This is a genomic window from Streptacidiphilus sp. BW17 (genome assembly GCF_041262485.1).
Classification (GTDB): domain Bacteria; phylum Actinomycetota; class Actinomycetes; order Streptomycetales; family Streptomycetaceae; genus Streptacidiphilus.
In genome coordinates, this window is sequence record NZ_JBGCCR010000008.1 from 80,460 (window position 1) to 100,079 (window position 19,620).

Consider the following 19,620-nt stretch of genomic DNA (forward strand, 5'->3'; position numbering starts at 1 on the left):
ACACCCCATCAGCCCGCTTGCAGAGGACCGTGATCATGACCTGTACCGTTCGCGCATACACGCCTTCTGACGAGACCTCCTGGCTCCGCTGCCGGGTGCTCGCCTTCCTCGACACCGCCTACTACGACTCGGTCGTCCCCGCCAAGCCCGCCATCGCTGCGCCCGGCTTGGAGCTGGTCGCCGTGGACGAGCGCGGGGCCGTTGTCGGGATCATGGACACCGAGGTCGAGGGCGACCTGGCGACGACAGAGACCGTCGCGATCCACCCCGACCACCGACGCCGCGGCCTGGCAGGCGAGTTGCTCGCCTCCACCCGCGCCTGGGCCCGCGACGCGGGTGCGACCACCCTGGACGCCTGGACCAGGGACGACGCCGACACACTCGCCTGGTACCGGGCGGTGGGGTTCGCGGAGAGCGACCACTACCTCCACGTCTACGCCTTCCACTACGCCGACCCGTCCGAGCCGGGCCGCGCGGTCGTCGAGGCGGGAGCGGGGTTGAAGCCCATTCAGGTCTTCGCCCACGCGCCCTTGGCCGAGGAGGCGCGTCTCCGGGCGGAGTTCGGCCGGGTGCATGTGTGCCGCCGCTTCGCCATGGCGATTTGACCACGGTGAATTAGCCGGGAAGCGGAAGGGCCCCGAACTCCATCAGGAGTCGGGACCCTTCTCGTCGCGATCAGTCGCGCGGGCGGGCGTGCAGGTGCGGATCGAAGACAACGACGCGGTTCACAGCATCCGGCCGGTCGGGCCAGACGGTGTTCTCGGTCTCTGCCTCCGCCTGCCGGTAACGGGCAACCAGGTCGCGGTGCTTCTCGCTGATGTACTCGCTCGCCACTGCGGGCTCCTCTCGTCCGAATGAAAACTAGAGGAGTTGCTGGGCTCGGCCGGGCTTGTTTATACCGGTGTCGTCCGTGCTCGGACTATGAGCGTGCGTCAGATCCATGCAGCCGATGAAAGTACAGCAGGCCGCCAACGTTCCTTGGGCAGAGGGCCGCTATCGCTGATGGCTGTCCACCCAGGGGGAGGGCCTGCCCGGCTTCCGATTTCGGATGCGCCCGTGCGCTCTTGACGCTCCGCCATGTCCGCGAAAGCGTGCAAGGACGCAGAAGCGATGAGGGATGGAGCACCGCATGACGCTACGGTTCATCGGAATCGATCCGAGCACGGGTGGCGGTGGATCGCCGACCGTGTGGGCGGACGAGGAGCGGCAGGAGGTCGTGATCCAAGGGTGGAAGCCCGAGCCCGGGACGCTGGCGGAGATCGACGCCACCGAGTGGGTACCCGGGCACGCCACCGGCGTGCCGAACGGTGAGTCCGTGGTGCGCCTGCCCGCGCGGATGGAGCCGATCGTGCAGCAAGCCTTCGCGACGCTCACCGACTCGGCCGGCCCGGTGTGGGACGAACGAGAGGGCGTCCCGAACTTCGCCGAGCTGCTGCGCGGCGCCGAGCACTCCGCGGTGCACTTGGAGCTGCGTGACGTCTACGGAGTCGGGGACGAGGCGGAGGAGTTCGAGGAGTTCCGCCGCACCGGTCACGCCATCGTGGACCCCGGGCACTCGTGGTGGCCCGAGTGGCTGGGCTTGGTCCGCGAGACGATCGGCCGTGGCGTGGTGATGCGCCGGGCCCGCGTCGTCTCGGAGCCGGTGACGGACTACATCCGGTGGGAGCACGCCGTCAGCCCGCTGAACGTCGCCTCGGGCGAGCTGGTTCGCTGGCTCCCGCGCTCGAAGGCGTCCGGACTGCTGCTGCCCGCAAACGACCTGTGGCTGATCGACGGCCGCTGCCTGCTGGTCCACTACTGGACCGGCGAGGGCGACTGGGCAGGCCACGCCTACACCGACCACCCCGCCACCGTCGCCCAGTACGCCGCCGCGTTCGAAGCGGTGTGGGACCGCGCGATCCCACACGACCAGTACGCCGTCTGAACCCCGTGTCCGCCCGCACCAGGTAGCCGCCATGCCCGCCTCCCCGTCGTCCAGCGCCCAAGCCGCACGCCAAGCCGTCGCCGCCCGCCTGCGCGAACTGCTGCACGACGCCGGACTCAAGGGCCAGGAGCTGGCCACCCGTTGCGGGTGGCACCCCTCCAAGACCTCTCGCATCCTCAACGCCGTTACCCCGCCGTCCGAGGCCGACATCCGCGCCTGGTGCTCCGCCTGCGACGCAGATGACCAGACTGCTGACCTGATCGCCACCGCCCGCGCGGTCGACGGCATGTACCGGGAGTGGCGGCGCGTCCACCGCGACGGCATGCGCAGGGCGCAGCGCGACTGGAACACCTGGCACGAAGACGCCGGCCTGTGCCGCATCTACGTGTCCAACGTCGTCCCGGGTGTGCTGCAGACCGCCGCCTACGCCACCGCGCTCCTTGCTTCCATCACGCGATTCCAGGGCACCCCGGACGACGTCACCGAAGCCGTCGCCGCCCGCGTCGCCCGCTCCCGCCTGCTGCACGAGGGCGGGCACCGGTTCGCGTTTCTGCTGGAGGAAACGGTGCTGCGGCACCGGCTCGGCACGGCGCAGGTGATGGCTGGACAGCTGCGCCACCTGCTCGCCGTCATGCCGCTCGCCTCTGTTTCGCTGGGCATCATCCCGTTCGGCGCTGATCGCACGATGTGGCCGCTGGAGGGGTTCTACCTGTTCGATGACCAGCACGTGGGCGTGGAGACGCTGACGGCGGAGATCAACGTCACCCAGCCCCGCGAGATCGCGGACTACGTGCACGCTTTCGCCGAGCTGAGCCGCAGCGCCGTCTACGGCGACGCCGCGCGCGCCCTGATCACCGCCGCCCTCACCGGCCTCGGCGAGTAGTTCCGTGCAATTGCGTAGAAGAGACTCGCGACCCGCGTGCGCCCGCTCCTACCGTCGAACCATCACCTGGTGACGCACCGTCAACCGGCGGCATCGCATGGGTGACTGGCCGACGACCTGAGCCCCCGTCGCGGGGTACGGGCGGCTGCCACGCCGGCACCGCCGGCCGATCCCGCCGACTCCCGCACGGATAACCCGTCGGCGCGGGCACACTGAAACCCGTAGGAGGGCGAGCACAATGACGAAGCACGCGTGGTGGCTCCTGGCCGCCGAGGGTGGCAACCCCCAGGACGACAGCGACTCCGGCAACAAGCACGGTGGAGGCGGCTCCGACGAGGGTGGCAACACCTCCGACGGCTCCGGTCCGGCGGACGGCAAGTAGTCGATGACCGACACCCGCGAAGAGGAGGCCAGCCCCTGCGCCTTGGGGCTGGCCTCCGCGCTGATGAAGAAGGGCGCGCTCACCACCGACTGGCTCCCCGCTTTCCACGCAGCACTCCGCGAGCTGTTCATCCCGGCCACCATCTGGCCGGGCACAGCGGGCGGCAACAAGCAGCACAACGCCGTCAACCGCGACACCGACCGCCAGGCCTGGCTACGAGCGGTGTACTCCGACATCCCGCTCACCACGCAGTGGGACGACGGACAGCACGACGGCCAGCACGACGGCGACGCCAAAGGCACCATGCCGACATCGTCCAACTCGATGCCGACGATGGTGTTCTCGATGCTCCGCGACCTGGACCCGTACGAGGGCATGCGGGTGCTGGAGATAGGAACCGGAACCGGCTGGAACGCCGCGCTCCTTGCCGCACGGCTCGGCGACGACCAGGTGGTCAGCGTCGAAGTGGACCAGGCCGTAGCCGACACCGCGCGGGCGAACCTCGCGGCAGTTGGGCGCGGCCCGCTCGTGGTGGTCGGCGACGGCTGCGCCGGACACCCCAGCGGAGCACCGTATGACCGGATCACCGCCACGTGCTCCGTGCGCGGCATCCCCGCGGCCTGGATCGCCCAGACGAAACCGGGCGGGACCATCGTCGCGCCGTGGGGACCGCAGTACGGCGGTGAAGCGATCGTGCGGCTGATCGTCGAGGAAGACGGCAGCGCCTCCGGCTGGTTCACCCGCTCCAGCGCGTTCATGTCCCTACGCGCCCAGCGAGTCCACCGAACCCCCACCAGCATCTACCTGGGCGGCAAGGAGTGGCCGGCCGACGGCACCCGCACCACCACCGCCCTGTCCCCGGACGACGTCGGCGGATGGCTCGCCATGTTCGCCATCGGGCTCCAGGTCCCCGGCGTCTATCCCCGCCCCGAGCACTATCGCGATGGCTCCTACACCCTGTGGCTGCACGACACAGCAGTCACCTCATGGGCAACCGCCGACTGGGAGAAAGACCGCACCGCATTCGAGGTCGTGCAGCCCGGGCCCCGGCGGCTGTGGGACGAGGTCGAGGCAGCATGGCGGTGGTGGGACGCCCGAGGCCGGCCGGGATTCGACCGGTTTGGGCTCACCGTCACCCGCGAGGGGCAGCAGCTCGTCTGGCTCGACCACCCCGGGCAGCCGGTACCCATTCCCGCCTGAGCCCCGGCAGGCCTGGCAACCCACCCCCCAGGTCGCTGCGCTCAGGCGGGCTTGATCACGCCGGTGTCGTCCGTGCTCAGACTATGAGCGTGCGTCAGCCATCGGCTCGTGGCGGAGCGGGCGCCAGGTGGTGCGGGTGTGGGTGATGCGGAAGCCGGCGCGTTCGAGGTTGATCTGGCTGGCTGAGCCGTAGGCGACCGTTACGACGGCGAGGTCGGTGAGCTTCGCGGCGTCGGCGAGGCGGCGGGTGATCAGTGCGCTCTGGCATCCCCGGCGGCGGTACCGGGGGAGCGTCGCGGCGCCGCTGAGCAGGGCTCCGGTGGGGGTCAGGTAGAGGCTTGCGGCGGCGGCCGGTTGGTCGTCGACGCGGGCGAGGTAGCGGCGGACGGTTGCCGGGTCGTGTTCGGCGCGCAGCATGGTGTGGCGTTCGGGGCTTGCGTCGGTGAGTTCGTACCCGCCGATGAGTGTGGCGACGTAGTCGGTGTCGTCGGTCGGGTCGAGTTCCTCCACGGTGACCGAACCCTGGGCGGGCACCGCCGATTGAGAGCCGGCGTCCAGATGCCGGTGCATGGTCGCGGTGACGGCGCCCGCGTACAGGCCGCGACGGGCCAGGGCAGCACCGAGGCGGTCACTCGCGTCTCCGGCCCACACCTCCAGGGTCGGCACGATCCCGGCATCGGTGAAGAAGGCGGATATCGCGTCGAGGTGCGGCAGGTCGTCCTCGTTGACGCCGCGGGCCTTGTTGTAGAAGGGCAGTTCGCGAAGCGCCGGGACGCGTAGGGCCACCGTCCGTCCCCAGCGGCCGGTTTCGGCGTGGAGCGACTGTCGGGCGGCCGGTGTGGCCGAGTCCCGGCAGGTCTTCGAGGTGATCAGGTCCTCCGCGCGTCGCGCGGTGTCGGCCGGCATCCGCCCATGATGCCGCACTTGAAGGAGCGGTCTGCCTGATTACCGCTCACGCGAGGTGAGGTCGCGGGCGACGCGGGCGAGGTTCACGCCGTAGCCGATGCCGAACGCATGCGGAGTGAAAAGGGCGTCGTTTTCCGGGTCCCAGTACTCGGCGCGGAGGCGGGCGAGGGTGGGCGGGCGGAAGTCGTAGGGCAGACCGGCGATGCGGCCGTGCCAGGTGCGGTCCTCGGGGGCCTGGCCCAGTTCCTTGGCGACGGCCGCGCCGACCAGCGCGGAGGCGCCCGCGAGGACGATCAGATTGAGCGCGTTGCCGCGCCGACCCACGGTGTTTCCAGCGTTCCTGGCTCCCATGTCGCGACAGTAAGTCGCCGCCCGGGGGCTGGGCAAGAGCAACGCGCAGCGGCCCGCCGCGTCTCGGGACGCGAGGGGCCGCTGCGGTCGGTGGGGGTCAGCTGTGGTCGGGCTCGGCGGTGAGCGCCGTCTCTGCAGCCGGCGCGGTCGTGAGGGCGATCGCGTCGCCGGCGACGGCGGGCGGGACCGGCTGGTTGCGCATCAGCGCGAAGTAGAGGGCCGAGGAGACCGCCAGGCCCAGCAGCCAGGAGATGTCCGCGCCACCCAGATGCGCGACCATCGGGCCGGTGTAGTAGGTGGTGCTGACGAACGGCACCTCGACCAGGACGCCGACGACGTACGCGACCATGGTGCGCCAGTTGAACCGGCCGTAGCACCCCGCCGGGTCGAACAGCGCGGGGATGTCGTACTGCTCACGGCGGATCACGTAGAAGTCGACGAGGTTGATCGCCGTCCACGGGACCAGGAAGTACGTGAGCAGCAGGATGAAGTTCTCGAAGGTGTTGAGGAAGTGCGCCTGTCCGACCAGCGCCAGCACCGTCCCGACCGTGGCCGCGAGCAGAATGAACGCCGCGCGCAGGCCCGGGCCCACCTGGAAGCGCAGCAGCGCCGAGAGCGTCGTGGTGGTGGACATGAACGCGCCGTACAGGTTGAGCACGTTGACGGCGAGCACGCCCAGTACCACGACGAGGTAGAAGAGGCCGGAGATCGAGCCGGGGGCCAGGCCGACGACGAAGGCCACCGAGTTGTCGCCGAACGCCTTGGGCGCGACGGCCGCCGCCACACAGCCGAAGGACATCATCCAGATGCTGGCGCCGACGGACCCGGCGTAGGTCCACCAGAACGGCGGCGCGACGCGGGTGGCGGAGGGCAGGTAGCGGGAGTAGTCGGCGACGTACGGGGCGTAGGTGATCTGCCAGGTCGCGGCGATGGAGATCACCAGCAGGAAGGTGCCCCAGTTGAGCGAGCCCGCGTGCCACATCCCGGCCGGGTGGTTGTTCCCGGTGAGCAGCCGGTAGCTGAGGTAGACGAAGCCGATGCCGCTGAGCAGGCTGATCCAGCGCTCCACCTGGTGGATCAGCCGGTAACCGTAGAGGGCCAGCACGACGCAGACCGCCGCGACGGCGACCACCGCGGCGCTCTGGGGCATGCCGGTCCAGGCTGCGAGCGCCGAGCCGCCGAGGACCGCGCTGCTGGCGAAGAAGCCGAGGTACATCAGGATCACCAGCAGCAGCGGGATCACCGCACCCAGGAACCCGAACTGCGCCCGGCTCTGGATCATCTGCGGCACGCCGAGCTTCGGGCCCTGGGCCGAGTGCAGCGCCATGAACACGCCGCCGAACAGGTTGCCCACGATCAGCGCGAGGATCGCCCAGGGCAGGGGGAGGCCCAGTACGACCCCGAGGGCACCGGTGACGATCGTGGTGATCTGTGTGTTCGCCGCGAACCAGACGGTGAAGAGGGAGCGTGATCTCCCGTGCCGTTCGGATTCCGGGACGAACTCCAGTGCGCGCCGTTCCATGAGGCCACCTCGGAAGCTCGAGACGTGTGGGGGTGTGCCACATCTTGCTGTATGGACTCAGGCAGCTGTCAAGAGGTTGAATAATTTCATTCTGAATCGCCTGAGGTGCCCAGGGACCGCGATCTTGCCTATCGTGCTCGGCTATGACCCAGGACTGGCGCAAGGACCGGATCGGCAGCGCGCTCGACGGCACGAACCCCTCGGTGATGCGAAGGCTGGACGCGGGGTTCGCGACGATCGGGGACGTGCAGTTCCTTCCGGGGTACTCGGTGCTGCTGGTGGATGACCCGTCCGTGCAGCGACTCTCCGAACTGCCGCGGTCCAGGCGGGTGGCGTTCCTCTCCGACATGGAGCGGATCGGCGAGGCCGTCGAGCGCGTCTGCGGTCGTCTGGATCCCGCGTTCCGGCGGGTGAACCTGGAGATCCTCGGCAATACCGCCCCGATGCTGCACGCCCACATCTGGCCCCGCTACGAGTGGGAGCCGCCCGAGTTGGTCGGCCGCCCGGTCTGGCTCCACCCACGCGAGAAGTGGAGCAACCCGGGCCACGCGCTCGGCCCGGAGCACCGCCCGCTGCGCGAGGCCATCGGTGCGGAGCTGGACCGGCTCGCCGAGTAGCCGCCCTCGGCCGCTATGCCGAGGCGAGCGAGATCGCCGCCACGGTCGCCCATCTGGAAAGCGCCGACGGGCGGTACATCACCGGCACGACCATCGCCGTCGACGGTGGATTCACCGCCCGAGCAGGAAGATTGACTGACTGTCAGTTATTCGGCAGAGAGCCGAAGATGTCTGCACCGCGGCGTTCGGCCTCGAGCTGGTCGAGGACGGCGCCGGTGAGGTCGGTGTGGGCGCCGGTCCACTGCTCGGCGGTGGCGCGGGAGGCGAAGAAGCGGAGGTAGCCGCAGCAGACGGCGGCGGCCGGGCCGTCGGCGGGGGTGGCACCGTAGTAGACGACGGCGGTGGGCGGTTGCCAGGTGGCGTGGCCGTTGGTGAACTCCACGCGGATCTGTTCGCCGGTGACCGCGTCCGTGGAGGTGATGACGGCGTCGGTGCCGAGCATGACCGGGATGCCGAGCGCGTCGATCGCGCACATCGACCAGACCGTCGGACCGTCGGCGAGCTGCACGACGTGTTCGGTGGGGGAGGCGAAGAACGGGTAGGCCGCCTGGATGCCGCCCGTCTCGTCCAGGGTGAGGAAGTCCTCTGCCGCCAGCTCGGCGAGCACCTGGGCGGCAGGGACGCCGAAGGGCTCGGCCACCGGCTTCAGCTCGGACGGTCGCGGGTGGGGTGCCGGTGGTGGCGAAGGTGCGGAGAACGGCCTGCTACACCGCCCGAAGCCCGCGCTCGGGCCCCACGCTAGTCCCTCCCTCTGACACGTTCCGTGGCACGCGTATGTGACGGACTGTCACTCCAGCAGTCCGCGGCGGATCGCCTCGGCGACGGCGGCGGCGCGGTCGGAGACGCCGAGTTTGGCGTAGAGGTGCTGGACATGGCTCTTGACCGTGCTGGGAGAGAGGAAGAGCGCTGCCGCCGCCTCCGGCACGCTGCGGCCCTGGGCGAAGAGTTCGAGCACCTCGTGTTCGCGGGCGGAGAGGACGGGGGCGTCGACCTCGCGGCGGGCGTGGATCTCGGCGGCGAGGCCGTCGGTCAGGTGGGCCGGGACGACGGAGCGTCCGGCGGCGGCCTGGGCGACGGCGTCGACGATCTCGTCGCGGGAGGAGTCCTTGAGCAGGTAGCCGGCCGCTCCCTCCTGGAGGGCCTTGAAGACCAGGCCGCTGTCCTCGAAGGCGCTGAGAAGCACCACGCGCGTCGGCAACTCGTCGCGGACGACCGCGTGCACCACGGCGATGCCGTCGAGGTCGGGCATCTTGTAGTCGATCAGGGCGACGTCCGGGAGGTGCTCACGGATCGCGGCCAGCGCGGTGCGGCCGGTCTCCGCCTCGGCGACGACCTCGACGCGACCGCTCAGGGCCAGCGAGCGGCGGACACCCTCCCGGTAGAGGGGGTGGTCGTCGGCCACCACGACCCGGATCAGTCGGTCCTGCTGGGTTGTCCGGCTCATCGCGCTCTCCGCATCGGGCTCTCCGCATCGCGCTCACCGTGCGTTCGTGACTGGCCCGTTGGGCGGGGGGATCACGCCGTCCGTCCCGGTGCCGCCATCGTATGCCGGGGCGGCGTGCGCCGCCTGCGAGGTCGGGGGGAGGGGCAGGGGGAGGGTGACCGTGGCGGTGGTGCCGCGAGGGCGGTTGGGGCCGAGGACCAGGGTGCCGCCCGCCTCCTCGACGCGGATCCGCTGCGCGGACAGGCCGATATGGCCACGGGTGACGCGCGCACTCCGACCGACCTCGCCGTCCCCATCTCCGTCCCCGTCGACCGGTAGGCCGATGCCGTCGTCCCGGACGGCGAGGACCGCGACGCCGTCGACCAGCGACAGCTCCACCTCCACATGCCCGGCGCCCGCGTGCTTGACCACGTTGGTCAGCAGTTCGCGCCCGCAGCGGTAGAGCACCCGGTCGGCGCGGTGGCCCGCCGACACCGCGTCGCTGCGGAAGGCGAGGGTGAAGCCGCCGCGCCGGGCGGCGCGCTCGGCCAGGTCGCGCAGCGCGGGCGAGACGCCTGCCTGCTCCAGCGAGGCGGGGTGCAGCTCGGTGACGGAGGAGCGCAGCTGGCGGGCTGCCTCGCGCAGCGCCTCGTCGGCGCGTTCGAGTGCGCCCTCGGTGGTGGCCTCGGCTTCGACGGGGGAGGCGGGGGAAGCAGGGGAGACGGGAACGGCTTCGCGGTCCCTGCGGGTGAGGTGGTGGGCCTCGTCGAGGTCCAGCCTGGCGGCCAGCACGTTCTGCAGTGGGCCGTCGTGCAGGGCCTCGGCGAGGTCGCGGCGCTCCTCGTCTACGGCGGCGACCGTACGGGCCAGCAACTGCCCACGTTGGCGGGCCAGCTCCGCGATCATCCGCACACGGGACTGCTGGATCCGCGACAGCACCACTCCCGCCACGCTGAGCGTGGCCAGCACCAGCCCGTTGGCCAGCGTGTAGTGCAGGTCGGGGGAGGCGTGCAGGTGGCCGATGCCGGATGCGGCGATGTAGGTGACTGTCGCCGCGAGGCCGGCCACGGCCGTGACCACCGGACTGAGCTGGAACGAGGCCAGCAGCGGCACGAAGATGAAGGCGTCCGGGCTCAGCGGGGTGGACCAGTTGGGGTCGGTGAACGCACCGGCCACGCCCAGGATCACGGCCAGGAACGGCAGGTCGACCAGCGCCACCGCCCAGACCAGTTGCTGCGGCCCGTCCTCGCGCCGGGAGGCCACGACCATCCCCGCGCTCCACACCCCGTAGAGAAGGGTCAGCACGAGCGTCAGCCGGACCTGCTCGTGCGGGCGGATCAGGAGGAGGCTCGCCAGCACGACCAGGAAGACGCACGCCCGCAGCGCCGCCTGGACCCGGACCGCGCGGTGCTGGTGGGCCCGCAGGATCTCGCCGACCGCGTGCTTGTCGGCGGCGTCGGGCAACCCGAGCTCGGGGGATCCCGAGAAGGCCGGGAGCCGGCGCAGGGACGCGAGGAGGCCGCTCGGCCGGCGAGTGCGGGTCGAGCCGGCTTCTGCCTGGGCGCTGGGGTTGGGTGCCATCGTCGCTCCCGGAGTCCCGTGGAAGTCCCGTGGATGTCCGTCGAGCCCTCCGCCGTTCTCAGTCTCCCACCAGCCCCGTCCGGGTGGTGCGCGGATCATCCACCCGACCCCCCGATCGGTTGACCCTGCCGTCCCCCCTTGCCGACGACAGTGGAAAGCGCAGGTCAGCAGACCCGCCGGGCCGGATGATCCACCTGGTCCGTACGAGTGGGACACGCTTTGGGGAAAACAATGAAGTCGACGATTCTTCTCACCGGTGCAGCTGTCCTGGCCGCGGGAACCCTGACTCTCGCCGCGCCCGTCGCGTTCGCGGACTCCGCGAGCCCGACGAGCACCGCGAGCTCCACCGGGACCGCGAGCTCCACGGCGGACCCGACGGGTACCCCGTTCACCCCGGCGGACTCGACCGGGACCGCGACCACCCCGGACAGCCCGACCACGCCGGCCAACTCGACGAGCGCGGCGATCTCCTCCGGCGGTGCGGTCAGCGTCACCTCCGCGACGGACGCGGGCGCGCCGATCGACGGCGGCGGCAACGTCAACATCAGCGGTACCTGTCCGGACGACGCTGTGACGCTGACCGGCATATCCTCGCCGTTCTTCGCGGGGGGATCGGCGACGATCGGTTCGTCCAACCCGCAGGCCTTCACCGCCACTGCGACGGTCCTGCCCGACATTCCGGCGGGGTCCGACCCGGTGACCGTGTCCTGCGTCAACGGCTCCGGCGCGAACGAGACGGTGCCGGGGAGCTTCACGGTCAGCACGCCGGTCACTCCCGTCACTCCCGTCACTCCGGTGACCCCGGTGAAGCCCGTGACCCCCGTGACGCCGGTGACCCCGCCGGTGAAGCCGGTCACCCCCGTCACCCCGGTCGCCCCCGTGAAGCCCGCCACCCCGGTCGCCCCGGTCAAGCCGGTGGCCCCTGCCCATCCGGTTGCTCCGGCAGTGCCGGTGACGCCGGCCGCCCACCCGTCCCTGCTGCCCCTGGCCCCCGTCGCCCCGCCCGCGCAGCCGGTCGCCCCGGTGGCTCCGGCGCAACCGGCCGCACCGGTCGCGCACAAGGCTGCCCCGGTCGCGCACACCTCGACCGCGAAGCCGAGCAGCGACACTGCCGCGCACTCGGGCGGCTCGGACGAGAACACCGTGCTGCTGGCCGTCGGCGCGGGCCTGGTCGCTGGTGTCGGCGTGATCGGTGCCGGAATGGTCAAGAAGCGGATGAGTGCCAAGAAGTGACGAGCAGTCAGTAGAGAGCTGAGCAGCGGCCCGCAGAGGGCCGCTGCCCCTTCTCGGATCCGCCGATCATCCTCCATCCCTCCCTGCCACAGGAGTTACCCGCCATGCCCGCCTTCCTGCGCCCCGGTGACCGCACCACCGGAACCTATGCCCCCCGAACCGCCCGCCCCTTCGCCTCGCCCGCCGCGCACGTCTGCTGCACCCACTTCCGCGTCCGGACGGACCTGTGCGACGACGCCGTCGTGCTGCGCCTCTCCGGCGAGTTGGACCGGGCCGCAGTCCCCTGTCTGCTGCACGCCGTGGAGCGGGCGTTGGTGCGCGGTCGCCACCGGATAGTGCTGGACATGGACGCCCTGCGCTTCTGCGACGCGGGCGGAGTGGGCGGGCTGCTCAGTGCCCGGCGGGCGGCCGAGTCGGTCGCGGTGCGGATCTACCTGGCCCGTCCCTCGCGGCTGCTGCGCCGCCTGTTGGCGCTGTGCCGGGTCAGCGGATGTTTCCCGACCGTTTCATGACAGTTCGTCGATGGACGGGTTTGCGCGGGGACTGGACAGTACGCCCGTTGTGCCCCAGGCTACGTGACCATGGCCGGACAGCTGCTCGACGTGCGCGGACGCCAGGAGCTTCACGATGAGGTCCTGGCCGCCGCCGAGGACATCGCCGCTCTGCTCCGCTCGGGCGTCGACGGGACGGTCCGGATACCCGAAGCGGAGTGGACCGTGGCCGAGGCCGCCGCGCACCTGGTGCTCGCCAACGCGCTGATGGCCGAGATCGCGGCCGGAGTGGACCTGCCGCCGTACGGGAACGGAACGCCCGAGAGCCTCGCCGGCGCCAACGCCGCGTCCCTGGTCGCCTTTCCGGAGCGCGACCTGGCGGTTCTCGCCGACGGCGTGCTGGACCAGGCGCGCGCCTACGTCGACGCGGCGGGCGAACGGCCCGGCACGGAACCCGTGGTGACGCCGATGGGCCCGATGCGCCTGGACACGCTCGGCTCCTACCTGTTGACGCACATGCTCGGCCACGGCTGGGACATCGCCCGCGCCCTGCGCCGCCCGCACATGGTCGACCGCCGCCGGGTGGAGCTCTGCCTGCCGTTCCTCTTCACCGCGATGCCGCGGGTGGTGGTCCCGGACGTGGTGGGTGAGTTGACGGCCACGTTCACGCTCGGTCTGCGCGGCTCGCGCGACCGCTGGTCGGCCCGGTTCACCTCCGGTTCGCTGGAGGTGGCGCCGAAGTCCGGTGGCCCGGCCGGGCCGAGTGACTGCACGATCATCAGCGAGCCGGTGACGTTCTTCCTGATCGCGCTGGGCCGTTGCTCGCCGTGGGGTGCGATCGCGCGCGGCCGGGTCCTCGCCTGGGGACGCCGCCCTCGGCTCGCGGCGGCCTTCGCGACGTACTTCCGTGCGCCCTGAAGCTGTTCCGAAAGCGGGAACGCAGAACGTCCGGGCCGGCCCCTGCGGGCCGACCCGGACGTCAGTGTCAGCTGATCCGAACCCTCAGGCTCAGCGCAGGTCGAACCGGTCCAGCTCCATCACCTTGCTCCACGCCGCGACGAAGTCCTTGACGAACTTCTGCTTCGCGTCGTCGCTCGCGTAGACCTCGGCGAGGGCGCGCAGCTCGGAGTTGGAGGCGAAGACCAGGTCGGCACGCGTGCCGGTCCACTTGGCCTTGCCGGTGGCGGCGTCGCGGCCCTCGAAGGTGGACGCGTCGTCGGCGGCGGCCGTCCACGCGGTGCCCATGTCGAGCAGGTTGACGAAGAAGTCGTTCGTCAGCACGCCCGGGGTCGTGGTGAGGACGCCGTTCGAGGACTGGCCCTGGTTGGCGCCCAGCACACGGAGGCCGCCGACGAGGACGGTCATCTCCGGCGCGCTCAGCGTCAGCAGGTTGGCCTTGTCGAGCAGCAGGTACTCGGCCGGGAGGCGGTTGCCCTTGCCGGTCCAGTTGCGGAAGCCGTCGGCTGCCGGCTCCAGTGCGGCGAAGGACTCAACGTCCGTCTGCTCCTGCGTGGCGTCCGTGCGGCCCGCGTGGAAGGGGACGGTGACGGTGTAGCCGGCGTCCTTGGCCGCCTTCTCGACACCCGCCGCACCCGCGATCACGACCAGGTCGGCCAGCGAGACCTTCTTGCCGCCGGACTGGGCGGAGTTGAAGGACTCCTGGATGCCCTCCAGCTTGCGCAGCACGGTGGCGAGGCGGTCGGGGTCGTTGACCTCCCAACCGGCCTGCGGCTGCAGGCGGATGCGGCCGCCGTTGGCGCCGCCGCGCTTGTCGCTGCCGCGGAAGGACGAGGCAGCGGCCCACGCAGTGGAAACCAGCTCGGAGACGCTGAGGCCGGAGGCCAGCACTTTCTCCTTGAGCGCGGCCACGTCGGCGTCGTCGACCAGCGCGTGGTCCACGGCCGGGACCGGGTCCTGCCAGATCAGCACCTCGGAGGGGACCTCCGGGCCGAGGTAGCGGGCGAGCGGGCCCATGTCGCGGTGGGTCAGCTTGAACCAGGCGCGGGCGAAGGCGTCCGCGAACTGGTCGGGGTGCTCCAGGAAGCGGCGCGAGATCTGCTCGTAGGCCGGGTCGAAGCGCAGCGACAGGTCCGTCGTCAGCATCGTCGGCGCGTGCTTCTTGGACGCGTCGTGGGCGTCCGGCACGCTGCCCGCACCGGCGCCGTCCTTCGGCCGGTACTGGTTGGCGCCCGCCGGGCTCTGGAACAGCTCCCACTCGTAGCCGAAGAGGATCTCGAAGAACGAGTTGTCCCAGGTGGTCGGCGTGTTGGTCCAGATGCCCTCCAAGCCGGAGGTGATCGCGTCGCCGCCCTTGCCGGTGCCGAAGCTGGACTTCCAGCCCAGGCCGACCTCGTCCAGCGGGGCCGCCTCCGGGTCCGCGCCGACGTGGTCGGCCGGGCCGGCGCCGTGGGTCTTGCCGAAGGTGTGGCCGCCGGCGATCAGCGCGACAGTCTCCTCGTCGTTCATCGCCATCCGGCGGAACGTCTCACGGATGTCGCGGGCCGCGGCGATCGGGTCCGGGTTGCCGTTGGGGCCCTCGGGGTTGACGTAGATGAGGCCCATCTGGACCGCCCCGAGGGGGTTCTCCAGCTCGCGGTCGCCGGTGTAGCGCTGGTCGTCGAGCCAGGTGGTCTCGGGACCCCAGTAGACGTCCTCGTCCGGCTCCCAGACGTCCGCGCGACCGCCGGCGAAGCCGAAGGTGTCGAAGCCCATCTGCTCCAGGGCCACGTTGCCGGCCAGGATCATGAGGTCGGCCCAGGACAGGTTCTTGCCGTACTTCTTCTTGACCGGCCAGAGCAGGCGGCGCGCCTTGTCCAGGTTGCCGTTGTCGGGCCAGCTGTTGAGCGGGGCGAAGCGCTGCTGACCGGCGCCACCGCCGCCGCGGCCGTCGCTGATGCGGTAGGTGCCCGCGCTGTGCCAGGCCATGCGGATCATGAACGGGCCGTAGTTGCCGAAGTCGGCGGGCCACCAGTCCTGCGAGGTGGTGAGCACCTCGGCGATGTCCTGCTTCACGGCCGGGAGGTCGAGCGACTTGAAGGCCGCCGCGTAGTCGAAGTCCTCGCCCAGCGGATTGGCCACGGCCGGGTTCTTGGCGAGGATCTTCAGGTTGAGCCGGTCCGGCCACCACTGGCGGTTTCCGCCACCCTGCGTGGGGTGCGTGGCACGTCCGTGCACGACCGGGCAACCACCCGAGCCCTCCGCTCCGACCATTGCGTCAGGGGTCTCAGACATGGGAATCCTTCCGGGCTTGACGAGTAACTCCGAAGTCTGGCTGAGAGGAAGAGGCGAGGGCGTTCAGGCCGGTGCGTGTCGCGTGCAGGAATTCGTGTCGCTCGTGTGGTTCGTCCTGCACGGCGGACAAGCAGGCCCGACCCGCGGTCTGCGCGGTGCGCGGTCTGCGCGCCGCCCACGCGGCCTGCGCGTTGCGGTCGTCGACGACGGGAATGTGAATCCCCGTCGTTGGGTAGGCAGTCACGTGCGATAACTCCAGGCCGTCCTTGCGTCCATCCGGTGCCGCCTCGAACCCTATCTTAGACCTTGTCTAAGTCAATGCCGACACCAATCTCGAACAACATCCGAGTGGCTGCTACCCTCGACGCATGAGCGACCTGCTGGAACGGCTCCGTACCCGCGGCTGGCGGCTGACCGCGCAGCGGCGGGTCGTCGCCCAGGTCCTGGACGGCGACCACGTTCATTTCACCGCCGACGAGATCCACGCGCGCGCCGTGGAGCTGCTGCCGGAGATCAGCCGGGCGACGGTCTACAACACGCTCGGCGAGCTGGTCAGCCTCGGCGAAGTCCTCGAAGTCAGCACGGACGGCCGCGCCAAGCGCTACGACCCGAACGCCCACCACGCGCACCAGCACCTGATCTGCCAGTCCTGCGGCACCATCCGCGATGTCCACCCAACGGGTGACCCGCTCATCGCCCTGCCGTCGACGGAGCGCTTCGGCTTCGCCGTCTCCGGCGTCGAGGTCACCTACCGCGGGCTCTGCCCGGACTGCGCGGCCAAGGCCTGAGGGTCATAGCCTGAGGGTCAAGGCCTGAGCTGGTTCGCCCGCCGAAGGCCGAGATCGACAGCACCGCACCGGGGGAGTGCCATGGACGACGGCTCGCACAACGACTGGTACGTGGACGACCGCTGCACCAACTGCGACGTGGCGCGGCAGTTGGCGCCCGGGCTGATCGAGCAGGTCGGCGGGCGCTCGGAGGTGGTGCGGCAGCCGCGTGACGCGGACGAGCTCGCCCGGATGCACGCCGCCGCCTTCGCCTGCCACACGCGGTCGATCCGGCAACCGGAGCAGCCGCTCGACACCGCCGCGGACCCGTACCCGATGGCGCTCGATGAGAACGTCCTGTTCTGCGGCCACAACTCGCCGCACACTGCCGCCGCCAACTCCTACCTGCTGCGCCGGCCTGACGGCACGCAGATGATGGTCGACACGCCGCGCTGGTCCGCCGCGCTCGCCGACCGGTACGAGGCGTCGGGCCAGGTCACCGACGTCCTGCTGACGCACCGGGACCACGCGGCCCACGGTCGCCGGTATGCGGACCGGTTCGGTGCGCGGCTGTGGATCCACGAGGGCGACCTGGCCGCCGCCCGCGACGCCGACCAGGTGCTGCGCGGCATCGAGCCGACCGAGATCGCGCAGGGCGTGATCGCCTACCCGCTCCCGGGACACACCGAGGGCAGCGTCCTGTTCGTCGCCGACGAGCGGTACTGCTTCAGCGGCGACAGCCTCTACTGGTCGCGCACCAAGGGCGCGCTCGCGGTCGCGGAGCACGTGACCTGGTACTCCATCCGGGAGTTGGCGGCCTCGCTGACCCGCACCGCACCCCAGCTGCGCTTCGCCTGGGTGCTGCCGGGGCACGGCGACCGCAAGCACCTCGCGCCCGAGGAGATGGCCGAGCAACTGCGCGCGCTGACCGCGCGCACGCGTCAACTGCGGCCGACGCCGGTCGACTTCGCCTCGCATCAGTGGTGAGCGGAGGACTCACACATCCGGAGTGAGCCCTCCCGCTGTTCCGTTGCTCCGAGCACGTCCTATGCTCGGCGGTCATGATCTCTTCGCCGACGGACGAGCCGCGGGACCTCGGGCGGGACCTCGGGCGGGACTTCCGGAGGTTGTGGACCGCCTACGCGGTGAGCGCGGCGGGGAGTGCCGTCGGGGCCGGGGCGTTGCCGCTGGTCGCGGTGCTGGCGCTGCACGTGTCGACGTTCCAGGTCTCGCTGCTGGCCGCGTTGTCGGCGCTGGCCGGGGCGGCGATCGCGCTGCCGCTGGGGAGCCGGATCGAGTACCGGACCAAACGGCCCGTCATGATGGCGGCGGACCTGGTCCGCTGTGTCGCGCTGGCGAGCGTGCCGGTGGCGGCCGGGCTCGGAGTCCTGACGTACGCCCAGCTCTGCGTGGTCGGCGTGGTCCAGGCGGCTGCGGCGATCGCGTTCGGGGTGGCGGGGACCGCGCATCTGAAGGGGCTGGTGTCGTCCGCCGGTCGGCTCCGCGCCGCGGCGCACTTCGCGACCACGGACTGGATCAGCCAGACGGCCGGCCCGCCGCTGGGCGGCCTGCTGATCGGGGCGTGCGGGGCGACGGTCACCATGGCGGTGGACGCGTTCTCCTTCCTGCTGTCGGCCGTTGGCGTCCGCGCCATCCGACGCCCCGAGCCCGCGCCGCCGACGCGGCCGTCGCAAGCCGAGGGGAAAGCAGCACAGCGTGCTGAGCTGGCCGCCGGATGGCACGCCATCCTCCGGCATCCGGGCCTGCGTCCGCTCTTCTGGAACTCGCTGCTGTTCAGCGGGGCGGTGATGATGAGCAGTCCGCTGCTGGCCGTGCTGATGCTGCGGGACCTGCACTACACGCCGTGGCAGTACGGGCTGGCGCTGGGCCTGCCGTGCCTGGGCGGGGTGCTGGGGTCGCGGTTCACGACCCGGCTGAGCTGGCGGCTCGGTCCGCACCGGATGCTGCTGCTCTTCGGAGTGGTGCGCGCCCCTTGGCTGTTGTTGCTCGCCTGGGTGCCGGCCGGACCGTTCGGGCTGGCCTTCCTGGTCGTGGTGGACACGGCGCTGCTCTTCGCGGCCGGGGTCTTCAACCCGACGTTCGTCGCCTACCGGATGTCGGCGACGCGGGACGACATGCTGGCGCGCGTCATGACGGCATGGTCCGTCAGCACCAAGGCCGCGCAGCCACTCGCGATCGTCCTCGGCGGCGCGGTCGCCGCGTTCGCCGACATCCGGACGGCTGTCGCCGTGGCGGGCGTGCTCTGCCTGGCCAGCGGTCTGCTGCTGCCCTGGCGACAGGACCAACTCGCCGTGGCAGCAGGAGAGGAGGCGGAGGGGACGCCGCTCAGAGCTGCTCGAAGTGGAACGAGCGGGTGAAGCAGTCGCGCGGCTGGCCGAGGGCGAAGAGCACGCAGTCGGCCACGGAATCGGCCGACAGCGGGCTGTTCGACGAGCGGTCCGAGCGGTCCGACCGGTTCGGGCGGGCGGCGTTCGCGTCGAGTGGGTCGCTGTCGTCGAAGTCCGGCGGATAGAGCGAGATCACCCGGATCCCCTCCGGGCGCAGGCGGGCGGAGAGGACGTCGGCGAGGCCCGCCTGGGCGGCCTTGGCGGCGTAGAAGGCCGGGTGTGCGTCGGACCGGTGGTTGCGGGGTTCGGCCGCCGAGGAGACCAGGTTGACCACGTCCGCACCGGCCGCCGACTTCCGTAGCAGCGGCAGGAAGTGTTTGGTCGTCAGCACCGTGCCCGTGGCCCCGGACGCGACGGTGTCCGCGATCGCCGCGTCGTCGGCGTCCCAGAGGTCGGGGCCGTGCAGGTAGCGCGCGGCGTTGTTGACCAGGACGTCGACGTGGTCGGTCTGGGTGCTCACCCGCTCGGCGAAGGCCAGGATCGTCTCCGGCCGGGACAGATCGCAGGCGGAGGCGTGGATCTCCGTGCCGCTGTCGGCGCGGACCTCGTCCGCGACGCGCTCGGCGGACTCCAGACTGCGCGCCGAGATGAACAGCCTGGCTCCCAACCTGCCCATCCGCAGCGCCAGTCCGCGTCCGAAGCCGCGTCCGGCACCGGTGATCACCACGGTCCGCCCGGTGAGCCCCACGTCCATCCCCCCG

Annotated in this window: 21 protein-coding genes; 12 read left to right on the forward strand and 9 right to left on the reverse strand. The window is 71.1% G+C overall.

Annotated elements, in window-relative coordinates; all coding sequences use genetic code 11:
* The first annotated feature begins 35 nt into the window (after positions 1-35).
* Positions 36-605: a GNAT family N-acetyltransferase gene (locus ABH940_RS12355; protein WP_370105245.1), complete on the forward strand. Its 570-nt coding sequence runs from the start codon at positions 36-38 to the stop codon at positions 603-605.
* Positions 606-675: 70 nt separating this feature from the next.
* Here the strand turns inward: ABH940_RS12355 and ABH940_RS12360 are convergent, their stop codons facing one another.
* Complete coding sequence (locus ABH940_RS12360) at positions 676-834, reverse strand: hypothetical protein (RefSeq protein ID WP_370062578.1); 159 nt, start codon at positions 832-834, stop codon at positions 676-678.
* A 295-nt stretch (positions 835-1,129) separates the two neighbouring features.
* On the opposite strand from ABH940_RS12360, the gene ABH940_RS12365 reads away from it, so the two are divergent.
* The 4 genes from ABH940_RS12365 (at position 1,130) to ABH940_RS12380 (ending at position 4,389) form a co-directional block, all read left to right on the forward strand.
* Complete coding sequence (locus ABH940_RS12365; RefSeq protein ID WP_370062580.1) at positions 1,130-1,924, forward strand: DUF6879 family protein; 795 nt, start codon at positions 1,130-1,132, stop codon at positions 1,922-1,924.
* Between the two features lie 31 nt (positions 1,925-1,955).
* Positions 1,956-2,807 (forward strand): helix-turn-helix domain-containing protein, encoded by an 852-nt coding sequence (locus tag ABH940_RS12370; protein WP_370062582.1) that lies wholly within the window; start codon positions 1,956-1,958, stop codon positions 2,805-2,807.
* Positions 2,808-3,045: 238 nt separating this feature from the next.
* Positions 3,046-3,189: a hypothetical protein gene (locus ABH940_RS12375; RefSeq protein ID WP_370062584.1), complete on the forward strand. Its 144-nt coding sequence runs from the start codon at positions 3,046-3,048 to the stop codon at positions 3,187-3,189.
* A gap of 3 nt (positions 3,190-3,192) precedes the next feature.
* Complete coding sequence (locus ABH940_RS12380) at positions 3,193-4,389, forward strand: methyltransferase domain-containing protein (RefSeq protein ID WP_370105246.1); 1,197 nt, start codon at positions 3,193-3,195, stop codon at positions 4,387-4,389.
* 81 nt (positions 4,390-4,470) lie between these two features.
* Here ABH940_RS12380 and ABH940_RS12385 read toward each other — a convergent pair whose 3' ends face one another.
* The 3 genes from ABH940_RS12385 to ABH940_RS12395 form a co-directional block, all read right to left on the reverse strand.
* On the reverse strand, positions 4,471-5,295 hold the full coding sequence (locus ABH940_RS12385) for a hypothetical protein (RefSeq protein WP_370105247.1): 825 nt from the start codon (positions 5,293-5,295) through the stop codon (positions 4,471-4,473).
* 39 nt (positions 5,296-5,334) lie between these two features.
* Positions 5,335-5,646: a DUF5808 domain-containing protein gene (locus ABH940_RS12390; RefSeq protein WP_370105248.1), complete on the reverse strand. Its 312-nt coding sequence runs from the start codon at positions 5,644-5,646 to the stop codon at positions 5,335-5,337.
* Positions 5,647-5,743: 97 nt separating this feature from the next.
* Positions 5,744-7,168 carry a cytosine permease gene (locus ABH940_RS12395; RefSeq protein ID WP_370105249.1) on the reverse strand — a complete coding sequence of 475 codons (1,425 nt, stop codon included), beginning with the start codon at positions 7,166-7,168 and terminating at the stop codon, positions 5,744-5,746.
* A 143-nt stretch (positions 7,169-7,311) separates the two neighbouring features.
* On the opposite strand from ABH940_RS12395, the gene ABH940_RS12400 reads away from it, so the two are divergent.
* Entirely contained in the window at positions 7,312-7,785 is a 474-nt protein-coding gene (locus ABH940_RS12400; RefSeq protein ID WP_370062594.1) for a diadenosine tetraphosphate hydrolase, read from the forward strand.
* 142 nt (positions 7,786-7,927) lie between these two features.
* Here the strand turns inward: ABH940_RS12400 and ABH940_RS12405 are convergent, their stop codons facing one another.
* The 3 genes from ABH940_RS12405 to ABH940_RS12415 all read right to left on the reverse strand — a co-directional run bounded on the left by ABH940_RS12405 (position 7,928) and on the right by ABH940_RS12415 (position 10,789).
* Positions 7,928-8,425, reverse strand: coding sequence for an alkylmercury lyase family protein (locus ABH940_RS12405; RefSeq protein ID WP_370105250.1), 498 nt, complete (start codon positions 8,423-8,425; stop codon positions 7,928-7,930).
* A 147-nt stretch (positions 8,426-8,572) separates the two neighbouring features.
* Entirely contained in the window at positions 8,573-9,229 is a 657-nt protein-coding gene (locus tag ABH940_RS12410) for a response regulator (RefSeq protein WP_370062600.1), read from the reverse strand.
* A 33-nt stretch (positions 9,230-9,262) separates the two neighbouring features.
* Entirely contained in the window at positions 9,263-10,789 is a 1,527-nt protein-coding gene (locus ABH940_RS12415; RefSeq protein ID WP_370105251.1) for a sensor histidine kinase, read from the reverse strand.
* A 231-nt stretch (positions 10,790-11,020) separates the two neighbouring features.
* On the opposite strand from ABH940_RS12415, the gene ABH940_RS12420 reads away from it, so the two are divergent.
* The 3 genes from ABH940_RS12420 (at position 11,021) to ABH940_RS12430 (ending at position 13,431) form a co-directional block, all read left to right on the forward strand.
* On the forward strand, positions 11,021-12,022 hold the full coding sequence (locus ABH940_RS12420) for a hypothetical protein (RefSeq protein WP_370105252.1): 1,002 nt from the start codon (positions 11,021-11,023) through the stop codon (positions 12,020-12,022).
* Between the two features lie 104 nt (positions 12,023-12,126).
* A complete protein-coding gene (locus ABH940_RS12425) occupies positions 12,127-12,534 on the forward strand; it encodes an STAS domain-containing protein (RefSeq protein ID WP_370062606.1) in 408 nt (135 codons plus the stop codon).
* A 69-nt stretch (positions 12,535-12,603) separates the two neighbouring features.
* The gene (locus ABH940_RS12430) at positions 12,604-13,431 is read left to right on the forward strand and encodes a sterol-binding protein (RefSeq protein WP_370105253.1); all 828 of its coding nucleotides are present in this window, start codon (positions 12,604-12,606) and stop codon (positions 13,429-13,431) included.
* Positions 13,432-13,521: 90 nt separating this feature from the next.
* Here ABH940_RS12430 and katG read toward each other — a convergent pair whose 3' ends face one another.
* Positions 13,522-15,744, reverse strand: a complete 2,223-nt coding sequence (katG, locus tag ABH940_RS12435; protein WP_370105254.1) for a catalase/peroxidase HPI — start codon at positions 15,742-15,744, stop codon at positions 13,522-13,524.
* Positions 15,745-16,112: 368 nt separating this feature from the next.
* On the opposite strand from katG, the gene ABH940_RS12440 reads away from it, so the two are divergent.
* From ABH940_RS12440 to ABH940_RS12450, 3 genes are all read left to right on the forward strand, one after another.
* Positions 16,113-16,532, forward strand: a complete 420-nt coding sequence (locus ABH940_RS12440) for a Fur family transcriptional regulator (protein ID WP_370062612.1) — start codon at positions 16,113-16,115, stop codon at positions 16,530-16,532.
* A gap of 81 nt (positions 16,533-16,613) precedes the next feature.
* A complete protein-coding gene (locus tag ABH940_RS12445; protein WP_370105255.1) occupies positions 16,614-17,498 on the forward strand; it encodes an MBL fold metallo-hydrolase in 885 nt (294 codons plus the stop codon).
* Positions 17,499-17,572: 74 nt separating this feature from the next.
* On the forward strand, positions 17,573-18,889 hold the full coding sequence (locus ABH940_RS12450) for an MFS transporter (RefSeq protein ID WP_370105256.1): 1,317 nt from the start codon (positions 17,573-17,575) through the stop codon (positions 18,887-18,889).
* On the opposite strand, the gene ABH940_RS12455 is transcribed toward ABH940_RS12450, so the two are convergent.
* Complete coding sequence (locus tag ABH940_RS12455) at positions 18,858-19,613, reverse strand: SDR family oxidoreductase (protein WP_370105257.1); 756 nt, start codon at positions 19,611-19,613, stop codon at positions 18,858-18,860. The two genes, ABH940_RS12450 and ABH940_RS12455, sit on opposite strands and share 32 nt — an antisense overlap.
* Positions 19,614-19,620: the final 7 nt, after the last annotated feature.